Origin of the sequence: Yersinia ruckeri ATCC 29473 (assembly GCF_000754815.1) — a bacterium.
GTDB classification, from domain to species: Bacteria; Pseudomonadota; Gammaproteobacteria; order Enterobacterales; family Enterobacteriaceae; genus Yersinia; species Yersinia ruckeri.
The window spans coordinates 86,210-96,053 of sequence record NZ_KN150748.1 but is presented as its reverse complement, the minus strand read 5'-3'; the positions used below and the strand labels follow the sequence as shown (position 1 = coordinate 96,053).

The following is a 9,844-nucleotide window of genomic DNA, read 5'->3' as shown; positions in this document are numbered from 1 at the left end:
AGGCCGTTTTAGCCACTGGTAATAACCGCTGTAATGGAGGCCAAGAACCAGACACAACCGGCGTACCGCATAAAAGGTCGACATTTTTTAATGAAGGCGTACTTCAGCCTGACGTTCTTGCAAAGTACGCGGCGGCCTTTTTTAAAATATCTCGCTCTTCAGTCACCCGCTTAAGTTCTTGCCTGAGGCGCTTTACTTCGTGCTGGAGGGCATCGTCCTGCTTGCGCTGTGGTTCGGGTTTTGGTAACGCTTGATCCATGCGTAAAGGCTATTGGTGGAAACACCAAGTCGTGCCGCAACCTCAGAAACAGGGTATCCCTGCTCGTTAATCTGTTTTACAGCTTCAATTTTGAATTCTTCAGTGAACGTTTTGACTGACATAAACACTCCTTCATTAGGCCTCCATTATGAGGCAAAAAAGTGTCTACGAAACCCGGGTCTATTCACTGATAGGGGATTTAGCACAGCTCGCAAAAGTGAGTAAAAGACCACTCACCGCGGAAGTTAACCGTGTGATAGGTCAACACGACATCAAAAATTTGTGGGACTATTTTGTGCAAAATGCGGCAGTAATAGACCGCCGTTTCAGTCAGGAAACCGCGCCTCTCGACGCACATATAAAATGCATTGCCGAAACCGACCCGACTGGGCAGACGTTTAGATACAGTTACGACACCCTATCCGTAAAACATCTCACGGACGTCAGCCTGATTAACGTATTGGTTCTGCAGGAGCAATTTCAGGACATCAAAGAACACTTTAAAAAAATCCGCCTCCTGATGGGCTATCTGAGGCACGAATACCGCACAGGCACATTTACCCGTCATCTTAGCCGTGCCGATATTGTCTCCATTGCAGAGCTGCTACCTGCTCGGGACCAGTGGGGGACGGCAAACTTTACGGCCGCAAAGACGTTGATCTCGACAACATATGACCTCAGCGGAAAGGAACTGAGTTTAGCCTTTACGATAATCCAGAAAAACCGCGACACGGCACGGATGATCGGATTACCTGTTACAGTACCCGGCTTGTCAGTAGCTGATTTCATAGAACTTAACGATATTTGGAAGACCGCGTGGGATCGCAATGTGCTGGATAAAAAGCTACGGGACTATATATACGCCTCTTCGTTATCTGGCCCAGAACTGATGTCTGATGAGCTGAATTTCCTCAACTCAGCTCAAAAAGATTTGGGGCAGGCCGGCCAGCTATTTAACCAATGGGCAACCCCAGAGAAACTGGCCGGTATCACCGCCCTGCAGCATTCCGGAGGAGACTTATTCTGTGAAGAGCACGACCATCGGTTTGCGTGTCATCTCAAGGAGATGAATGTGGCGGCCAACATAGGGGGTGCGATATGGCAGGCTGAGATAGACGGTATCTGGGCGAGTAGCGTCAGTAGGCCTTATTACCCCGCACAGACGGTGGAAAAACTGAAACGGGCCGGTTTTACTCAGGAAGCAGCAACAGTGGCAGATCATCTTTTTGCATGAATTGTGAAATGAAAATGCAGGGAGCAGAACAGTCGGGGATACGAATAAACGACGAGAATGGCGATGTATGTGGCCTTGTTTTATATTTATAAGATGAAAAAAATGTAAAAAAAAAGCCCATATTACGTGGGCTCGGTGATTGTCTTATCGCGGTTTAGCGGTGTTTCGGGTACTCAAAGTCGGCACAAAGCAACGTGATCTCGTCTTCATTGAGCCACTTTGATGTCAGTTGCGCGAAACGGGCGCGGTCGTTAATTCTCGCAAAGGCACCGAACGTCTCGCGGATCGTCCTCAGCACCTCGTCAGGCAGCTTACGTGCGGCATCCCAAGCAAAGTAATATGGGCTGCGACTTATCACGGGGCTGTCAACAAAGGAGCGAGCAATATAAGGCAGATACTTATCCAGCATCTCCTCTGCGTAGCGGACGGCCACGCCCTCATCCAGCGCGCTGACTTTCAGTTCACCATTCGGTGCCAACTGGGGATCCAGCAGATGAACGCATTCATGGCAGAGTTGATAGAAGAACTGTTCCCAGCTGTCGTAACGCCAACCTATACAGATCCCGTAATCAAAGTGTTCCGCCAGCAGCGTGCCGGGCTCGAAGCTAATCACCTGTGAATTCGACTTGCCGGCCATTTCACGTTGTTTATTGTAAAAAGGAATGGTGTAAGTGCGCATCTGGTTGGTCATATCCCCGTAGCGACTTTCCAAATCGACCAGAATAAAATAGGTGATTAGGCCGCGCAGCTCGTTGCAGGACTCGCTCCACTCGCGAGGAGACTGGTAAAGCACGTTCGGGGCATTGGCCAGGATCTTCTGCGCTTGTTCCATGGCTTCGGGGTTGATACCAGAAGCGTTGTTTACCAGCTTTTCCAGCATCTGCAGAAAATTGAAGTTTACGCTCATTGCACCTGTCGCCATGCGCATCATCTTCAGTTGCTCGCTGAAGGTGCCGGCCTTCAGGCTGGCAATCACGTTTTCTTTCCACTGCGGATTTGCCTCGGTCCACTTCATGACGTCTGAAGTGTTGGCATATTTACAGAGGTAGTTGAGCACCTTTGCCGGAATGGACTTCAGGACGTAGTCCGCGCTGGTCGGGTAGCAGGCGATATAAATCTCGACCGCCGCGCCGACCTCCTCGGCCAGGCCGTATTCGAACATCTGGGTATTAAAGTGGCCAAAAGCACCGTGGGCGGTGATGTAACCTGGGGAGTCTTTTTCCAACATGGCCTTCACCAATTCAGTGAAGACGCCAGGGGAAAAACGGTACTCTTCTTGGGCCTCTTTAAAAAGAGCCATAACGAAACGGTTAAGCTGCATTTCTTTCAGCGCATCAAGTTCGCGCAGGTCTTCGGGCGTACGGACAGGAAAGCGAACTTCACGAAAACCGTCGTGTTTAGAAAATACGCGCGTTCGACCAGAGCGTAGGAGCGGTAAATTTGCATTCATGGGAAAAACCTCTTTGACTTTAAATGAAACATAAAATAAAAAAACAAGACCACCGGATAGTTTCATATTTTAAATAAAACCGAGATACCGCTGGTTTTTATATTTATACACCTTTCTAATGACCAAACAACTAAAAAGGGTGCTATTACTTTATATTACTAAAAAGTGTGAATTTTAAATTATAAAACCAATCTAGTTATAAGGACACGTAATTCCGTACTATAGATCCGAAAACCCCAATTACCGGATCTTTCTTCCTGGGTGGGCGATTTTTTGCACATCCACTATATACAGTACCAAAGACTGCAAAACTAAAACTACATACAGTGTCTAGTGGTCATGGTGTGCCGCTCGACACCAGAATAGTGGGGGCTTTTGACTGCACGGTGGGTATGATAAGCTTCCGAAAACGGACAATAGGGAAAAAGTCGGAAGCCAATAAAAAGCCAATGACTAATTGCCATTAATGACTATTTACAAGGTTACTTTTTATCTGGTGATAATTAATAAAGTCATTTTATTCAGACTTATTATAATTTTGCTATTTATTAAACATGAAATAATCAATCACACGGACTTGTCAGCGTATTCACTGACGTTAATGACTACTGGAGAAAGAGATGTTTGCGTCTATTACGGGTAAAGAGGGATTTGGGTATCAGTTTGAAAAGATCCGCAATGCCATCGCCGATCCCAGCCAGGGCAATATTCATGCCGCCACCCGCCTTGGACTCGACACCTTGGCACGGCAGTACGCCAGTTTTGAGCAGGAATTGGACGCCGCCGGTGAACTGGCCGACTGGGCTTACGATTTGGCGACCTATCGGCATGCCATCGACACCCTGCAGGGCTTTTTTAGCGGCAACCCGCGCGGACTGAGCGAACGCGACGCACGTATCTACTATCACTACTTGGAAACCGAGCACGAACAGTTCTGCCACATCGCCGAAGAGATCGCGCAAGAGCACGGCAGGGCGCTTTAATCAGCCAACATCCCCTGACGGCGAACTTTGGGGACAAACGGGCTTCGAAAGGAATGTCAGGACAAAAAACAATGGCGACTGAAATCAATGTCTGGCTCCCGGTGTTGTCCGGGCTGATCACCGGTGGTATAGCGCTGATGGGGATATATCTGGCTCACCGTTTTACTCTGGTCCGTGAACAGCGGGCCGTACAGGAAAAGCGAGAGGCGGAGCGATATTTTATTGCCACCGAGCTGATCTTCCTGCTGGAGCGATTTGCTGATGCCTGCGTGCAGCCGGCTTATGACGAGGGCTATTACAGTAATGGAGAGTTTAAATATGTCAGTTCCCCTCGACCTGAACTCGATTTTAGCGGCGTGACCGGCGACTGGCGTTGTCTGCCTTATTCTCTTGTCTATCGTTTACGTGAGCTGCCCGCCTTGATAGAGCACTCCCAACGGCTCGTCAGCGACACATTTGAGAATGTGAACGATCCGACGGACCCAGACGAAGGGCTTTTTGTCCGCCGCGATCAGTCCGCCAGACTCGGCCTAAAAGCCATCATTCTGGCATTGCGATTACGGAAATTGTGCAGCATGCCGACAGGCACAATGACCACAGGCCGTTTTTCTGCCTGGCCATCACTCTGGCAAGTCCTGCGTATGAACCGTCAGACCCAGTGGGCGATTGCTATGGCACACCGACAACAACAATCAGCAAATAATCCTCCCGCCACATCTGCTGTTAATTTCATTACGTCCAGGGAGAAATTGTGACATGAATATGCTGCAACCCTTTACCACCGTGCCGACAACAATGATGTTACCGGTAGCCATCGACTACCCCGCTGCCCTGGCGCTACGGCGCATGGCCCAGACCCATGGCGACATGCCAGAATACCTGCTGGCCGTTGAGGTGGGCGCTTTGCTACACTATATCCCTGACCTGTACCAGCAAACTCTCATTGCCACCTTGTGGAATACAGGCGCCCGTATTAACGAGGCGCTGGCACTCACACGCGGGGATTTTTACCTGAATGCCGCCCAGCCTTACGTGTCACTGGCCACCCTCAAACAGCGCCAGGCCAAAGCCGAACGCGGTCCCGGCGCACCGCCCAAGAAAGTCGTGACTCACCGCCTGGCCCCCCTGTCAGACAGCCATTACGTCAACCAACTGAACAGCATGGTAGCCACACTGCGCATTCCACTTGAGCGCAAAAATAAACGTACCGGTCGCATGGAGCCCGCCCGCCTTTGGGAAGTAACCGATCGCACGGTACGCACCTGGCTAAATGATGCCGTAACACGGGCCGCCGCCGATGGGGTAACGTTCTCGGTACCGGTCACCCCACATACCTTTCGACACAGCTACGCCATGCACCTGCTGTACGCCGGGGTGCCACTCAAAGTATTGCAAAGCCTGATGGGTCATAAAAGCCTGAAATCGACCGAGGTATACACGCGGATATTTGCGCTGGACGTGGCGGCACGCCACAGGGTCCAGTTCTCGATGCCAGGGCAGGACGCCGTGGCCATGCTGAAACAACACGATGTCTGAGGATGACGCTACGCGATTTCTTGAGAGGCTTTACCGCCAAGTTTAGACAGAATTAAAGCAGCGCAATTTGCCCTCCGTATACCCTAATTGTCATTTTCAGAGGACGGCTGCACCAGTTTGCTGGCATCGGGAGCCTTTGTGCATATGACTGCTGACAGTTTTTGATCTGAAATCATATGCACGAAAAACAACTATACTTAATGCTCCTGTGCACGACCATAAGGGGTGGGTATGGGGGTCACAAAAACACGTATTGCCGAATCTGGCGTTTTCACCTTATCAGAGACGGACTGGGAGCTGGCACGCGTCAGGATGCAGCATATCGCTCCTCTGGCCGCTCTTGACATCGTCGGTCATCAGGCCGTGGATGAGGCCGCCAGAGAACTCAATCTATCCCGGCGGCAAGTTTATGTTTTGATCCAACATGTCCGGCAAGGAACGGGCCTGATAACAGATTTGGCTCCGGGACAATCGTCAGGAGGCAAAGGTAAGGGACGCTTATCAGAAAACGTCGAACGACTTATCCATGACCTGCTGCAAAAGCGCTTTTTGACCAAGCAAAAACGCAGTCTTTCCGCCTGCTACCGCGACATCGAGATGGCGTGTAAAATCCAAAAACTGCCCGTACCGGCGTATAACACGGTTGCCCTGCGTATTTCCCGACAAGATCCTGTGATCGTTTCCCGACGCCGAGAAGGCATCAATGCCACTCGCGAGTTACAGGGTGCCGGCGGTACTCCACCAGTCATAACCCATATCCTGGAACAGGTGCAAATCGATCATACTGTGATTGATCTCATTATTGTTGATGAACGTGACCGTTCCCCTATCGGTCGACCTTATCTGACGATAGCCATTGATGTTTTTTCCCGTGCTATTTTGGGTATGGTTGTCACGCTGGAAGCCCCGTCCTCCGTTTCTGTGGGGCTTTGTCTGGCGCACGCAGTCAGCGATAAGCGTCCGTGGCTGGAGCGCCTCGGGGTGGAAATGGACTGGGTGATGCGCGGCAAACCCGTACTGTTATATCTGGATAATGCCGCAGAGTTCAAAAGCGATGCACTGCGCCGCGGATGTCAACAGCATGGGATCCAACTCAGCTATCGCCCGCCAGCCCGACCGCACTACGGTGGCATTGTCGAGAGAGTCATTGGTACCGCAATGCAGATGGTCCACGATGACTTACCGGGTACCACATTTTCAAACCCCCGACAGCGGGGCGAATACCCTTCAGGACAGCAGGCTGTATTGACGCTGCGCGAATTGGAGCGCTGGATGGCGTTAGCCATTGGTACCTACCATGGCAGCGTACACAAAGGGCTACTTCAGCCTCCTGAGCACTGCTGGATCCAAAATTGGGAGCACACCCCAAATACCGCTGTAGTGGCTAATGCTACCGCCTTTCTGGTCGACTTTCTGCCCATTATTCGCCGAACACTGACACGTACAGGATTTGTTATCGACCATATCCAGTATTATGCCGACGCGCTGAAACCCTGGATCGCCCGTCGCCATCTTCAGGCTGCGTTCATTCTGCGTCGGGACCCGCGTGATATCAGCCGCATTTGGGTACTCGAACCGGAGGGGCATTATTACCTGGAAATCCCCTACCGCACACTGGCACATCCGACAATAACATTGTGGGAACAACGTCAGGCAATGACCCAGTTGCGTCAACTTGGGCGTGAGCAGGTGAATGAAGTCACATTGTTTAACATGATCCGCCAGATGCGGGACATTGTAGACACTGCGCAGCACGCCACGCGTAAGATGCGGCGAGATACGCAGCGCCGCCAGCACTTAACACAAAGGGCTCCGTCACATCAGCTTGTTCCACCTAATACGGACACCGATAATAGTCTGCCGGCGGTCGATTCATTGTTCTTGCCGTTTGATCAAATTGAGGAGTGGTAATTATGGACGCCTTTCCACTCATTGACCTTTCCCATCTTTTACCCGCAGTGCAGGAAATAGCAAGACTGCCAGCAGTTGAACGGATCCAGCGAATTCGCACCGACCGCTGGATAGGTTACCCCTTAGCGCTGGATGTACTAAGCCAGTTGGAAAACCTCTATGCTTGGCCGCAAAAACAGCGGATGCCTAACCTGTTATTGATTGGTCCCACCAATAACGGTAAATCGATGGTTGTGGAGAGATTTCGCCGAACACATCCTGCGACCTCCAGTGCTAACCAGGAGTGGATCCCCGTTATCAGTGTGCAAATGCCTTCTGAGCCATCTGTGAGCCGCTTCTACCTCGCATTGCTTGCCGCCATAGGCGCGCCGGTACGCCCTCGGCAAAGACTGTCAGAAATGGAGCAACTGGCTTTATCCCTGCTCAGACGTGTTGGTGTGCGCATACTGATTATCGATGAATTGCATAACATACTGGCGGGAAACAGCGTTAACCGAAGGGAGTTTCTCAACCTGTTGCGTTTCCTGGGGAATGAACTGCGCATCCCCATCGTCGGCGTGGGAACGCGTGATGCCTATCTGGCTATCCGCTCGGATGATCAACTGGAAAACCGGTTTCACCCTGTAATATTACCCCTGTGGGAAGCTGACGATAACTGCTGCTCTCTGCTGGCCAGCTTCGCCACTTCACTCCCGTTGAGGCAGCGCTCCCTGATTGCTACACAAGATATGGCTCGTTACCTGCTTGCCCGCTGCGAAGGCACTATCGGTGAGCTGTCACAGCTTCTGACATCGGCAGCCGTCGTTGCTGTAGAAAGCGGCGAGGAGGCGATCAGCCACAGGACACTCAGTCTGTCTGATTATACCGGTCCCACAGAGCGACGCCGGCAATTTGAACGGGAATTGCGATGAACCCCATACTTCGGTGGCCATTGCACCCCGAACCTGTCGAAGGGGAGGCTTTATCGTCCTGGCTTGATCGGGTCGCCCACCGTTACCGGCTGGATCGACGCGAACTGTTGGCACACTGTACCGGTAATAACACCGTGGATAAACTCGACACAATGCCATCAGCCTCACTGCTCGATGCTTTATCAGACAAAAGCGGGCTGACGCTTGCGCAACTTCGAGGTATGCATTTATCCGGCTGGATACCCTGGCTGTTGGACAGCATGGATGACAATATCCCCTCAGCACAAAAAACCTATGTCTCACAGTTGTCGGTGTTGATGTCGGCGTCATACCGAAAGGTAAAGCCGCACACGCAATGGCAGGCCTGGATCCCCTCGGAGGCGATCCACAGGGCTTGCCCCCAGTGTTTAGGTGACAGGCCCTCTGAGGGAGCATTACTACTGACATGGAAACTTCCCCTGATGTTAAGTTGCCCCATACACGGGTGCTGGCTGGAGTCCTATCGCGAAAAATTCGGACTTTTTCATCGGTGGGTAAAGATCCCCGGCAATTTACGGCAAGCCAGTTTTGCCGTTTCCGTCATGGACCGTCTGACTTGGCAGGCACTCACAGTGGGTCATGTGGACCTACCCCGGCGCCGGGTGCATGCCGGATTATGGTTTCGGCTTTTACGTACGCTGCTGGACGAGCTGAGCATGCCGCTCGTCCGCAGCCGTTCCTATACTAAAAACCTGCTTTGTATTTGGGAAAAAAGTCATTATCCATTATGTACGAACAGCCATTTTGAGATGCTGCCTCTTCAGGATCAGTTGGGCATGCTAGAGGCTGCCGCCAATGCCGTCGTGTTGCTGGGTGAAGGGGCACTACAGCCGGAAGGCAAGTTTGCGGAGCTATTTCTGGCAGAGCCGCAAGGGGATTTCACAAACGGCCTGACCGCCTGCGAAAACCTCAGACGAGAATTCCACCTAGATGTAAGGCAGTCTATCGCCAGGGCAAGACAGGAGCCAAAGGTGGCTCGCGCGTTGTTTCATATCCTGATGTATGGGAAAACAACATTTACGGACCGGGAAGAGATCTACGCACTGTTTGTGAAAGAGGACATCCCGCTGGAATTCTTATCCCCGGCTACGCCCGCGAGCGGGCATAATATGGAAAATACTGACAGCAAACAGTTGCTAACCTGCAGCAGCTTGTTACCACAGACTCTCATGCTTTAGTCATTGTCAGACGGGTGTAAAGGATCAGCCCATAAGATGAGTCCACCAAATGCGTCAGGATGAACCTTATAACCACACGCACGAATAAACTGCAGACCAATACACTGTATATCTGCCGGGCAATCGACAGAAAATGCCCGTTCTAACAGGCCTTCACCACGCTCAGCTGCCTGTCGGATCCGTGTAAAAATATCCTTAAGCAGGAGCCGCGCTGTTTCTGTTTGTAGATTGGTCCGAGCGGTTTGTGTATCCCTTATCGCCGCAGTGACCGGATAAAAATTATCAAAGTCATCGTCCATCAGTTCAACTGTTTGCATCTGTGAGCCACTCGCCTTTGTAAGTT

Annotated in this window: 9 protein-coding genes and 1 pseudogene; 7 read left to right on the top strand and 3 right to left on the bottom strand. The window is 51.4% G+C overall.

Going from position 1 to position 9,844, the window contains the following annotated elements; all coding sequences use genetic code 11:
* Nucleotides 1-381, bottom strand: a pseudogene (locus DJ39_RS17020) (transposase); the annotation flags it as partial.
* A 26-nt stretch (nucleotides 382-407) separates the two neighbouring features.
* Between DJ39_RS17020 and DJ39_RS17015 the strand changes: the two are divergent.
* Nucleotides 408-1,493 carry a hypothetical protein gene (locus DJ39_RS17015; protein ID WP_038251900.1) on the top strand — a complete coding sequence of 362 codons (1,086 nt, stop codon included), beginning with the start codon at nucleotides 408-410 and terminating at the stop codon, nucleotides 1,491-1,493.
* 154 nt (nucleotides 1,494-1,647) lie between these two features.
* Here the strand turns inward: DJ39_RS17015 and DJ39_RS17010 are convergent, their stop codons facing one another.
* Nucleotides 1,648-3,009 (bottom strand): hypothetical protein, encoded by a 1,362-nt coding sequence (locus tag DJ39_RS17010; protein WP_004722020.1) that lies wholly within the window; start codon nucleotides 3,007-3,009, stop codon nucleotides 1,648-1,650.
* A gap of 554 nt (nucleotides 3,010-3,563) precedes the next feature.
* Between DJ39_RS17010 and DJ39_RS17005 the strand changes: the two genes are divergently transcribed.
* The 6 genes from DJ39_RS17005 (at nucleotide 3,564) to DJ39_RS16980 (ending at nucleotide 9,501) form a co-directional block, all read left to right on the top strand.
* The gene (locus DJ39_RS17005) at nucleotides 3,564-3,926 is read left to right on the top strand and encodes a hypothetical protein (protein ID WP_004722021.1); all 363 of its coding nucleotides are present in this window, start codon (nucleotides 3,564-3,566) and stop codon (nucleotides 3,924-3,926) included.
* Between the two features lie 53 nt (nucleotides 3,927-3,979).
* The gene (locus DJ39_RS17000; RefSeq protein WP_004722022.1) at nucleotides 3,980-4,681 is read left to right on the top strand and encodes a hypothetical protein; all 702 of its coding nucleotides are present in this window, start codon (nucleotides 3,980-3,982) and stop codon (nucleotides 4,679-4,681) included.
* 1 nt (nucleotide 4,682) lies between these two features.
* Entirely contained in the window at nucleotides 4,683-5,462 is a 780-nt protein-coding gene (locus DJ39_RS16995) for a tyrosine-type recombinase/integrase (RefSeq protein WP_004722026.1), read from the top strand.
* A 231-nt stretch (nucleotides 5,463-5,693) separates the two neighbouring features.
* Nucleotides 5,694-7,373: a Mu transposase C-terminal domain-containing protein gene (locus DJ39_RS16990; RefSeq protein ID WP_004722028.1), complete on the top strand. Its 1,680-nt coding sequence runs from the start codon at nucleotides 5,694-5,696 to the stop codon at nucleotides 7,371-7,373.
* A gap of 2 nt (nucleotides 7,374-7,375) precedes the next feature.
* Nucleotides 7,376-8,284 (top strand): TniB family NTP-binding protein, encoded by a 909-nt coding sequence (locus DJ39_RS16985; RefSeq protein ID WP_004722030.1) that lies wholly within the window; start codon nucleotides 7,376-7,378, stop codon nucleotides 8,282-8,284.
* The gene (locus DJ39_RS16980) at nucleotides 8,281-9,501 is read left to right on the top strand and encodes a TniQ family protein (protein ID WP_049688202.1); all 1,221 of its coding nucleotides are present in this window, start codon (nucleotides 8,281-8,283) and stop codon (nucleotides 9,499-9,501) included. Before DJ39_RS16985 ends, DJ39_RS16980 begins: the two co-directional genes overlap by 4 nt.
* Here the strand turns inward: DJ39_RS16980 and DJ39_RS16975 are convergent.
* Nucleotides 9,498-9,818 (bottom strand): hypothetical protein, encoded by a 321-nt coding sequence (locus tag DJ39_RS16975; RefSeq protein WP_038251894.1) that lies wholly within the window; start codon nucleotides 9,816-9,818, stop codon nucleotides 9,498-9,500. The genes DJ39_RS16980 and DJ39_RS16975 overlap by 4 nt on opposite strands.
* Nucleotides 9,819-9,844: the final 26 nt, after the last annotated feature.

Coding starts and splice junctions, on each gene's coding strand:
- DJ39_RS17015 (WP_038251900.1), top strand. CDS start 408: ATGAGGCAAAAAAGTGTCTACGAAACCCGGGTCTATTCACTGATAGGG.
- DJ39_RS17010 (WP_004722020.1), bottom strand. CDS start 3,009: ATGAAACTATCCGGTGGTCTTGTTTTTTTATTTTATGTTTCATTTAAA.
- DJ39_RS17005 (WP_004722021.1), top strand. CDS start 3,564: ATGTTTGCGTCTATTACGGGTAAAGAGGGATTTGGGTATCAGTTTGAA.
- DJ39_RS17000 (WP_004722022.1), top strand. CDS start 3,980: ATGTCAGGACAAAAAACAATGGCGACTGAAATCAATGTCTGGCTCCCG.
- DJ39_RS16995 (WP_004722026.1), top strand. CDS start 4,683: ATGAATATGCTGCAACCCTTTACCACCGTGCCGACAACAATGATGTTA.
- DJ39_RS16990 (WP_004722028.1), top strand. CDS start 5,694: ATGGGGGTCACAAAAACACGTATTGCCGAATCTGGCGTTTTCACCTTA.
- DJ39_RS16985 (WP_004722030.1), top strand. CDS start 7,376: ATGGACGCCTTTCCACTCATTGACCTTTCCCATCTTTTACCCGCAGTG.
- DJ39_RS16980 (WP_049688202.1), top strand. CDS start 8,281: ATGAACCCCATACTTCGGTGGCCATTGCACCCCGAACCTGTCGAAGGG.
- DJ39_RS16975 (WP_038251894.1), bottom strand. CDS start 9,818: ATGCAAACAGTTGAACTGATGGACGATGACTTTGATAATTTTTATCCG.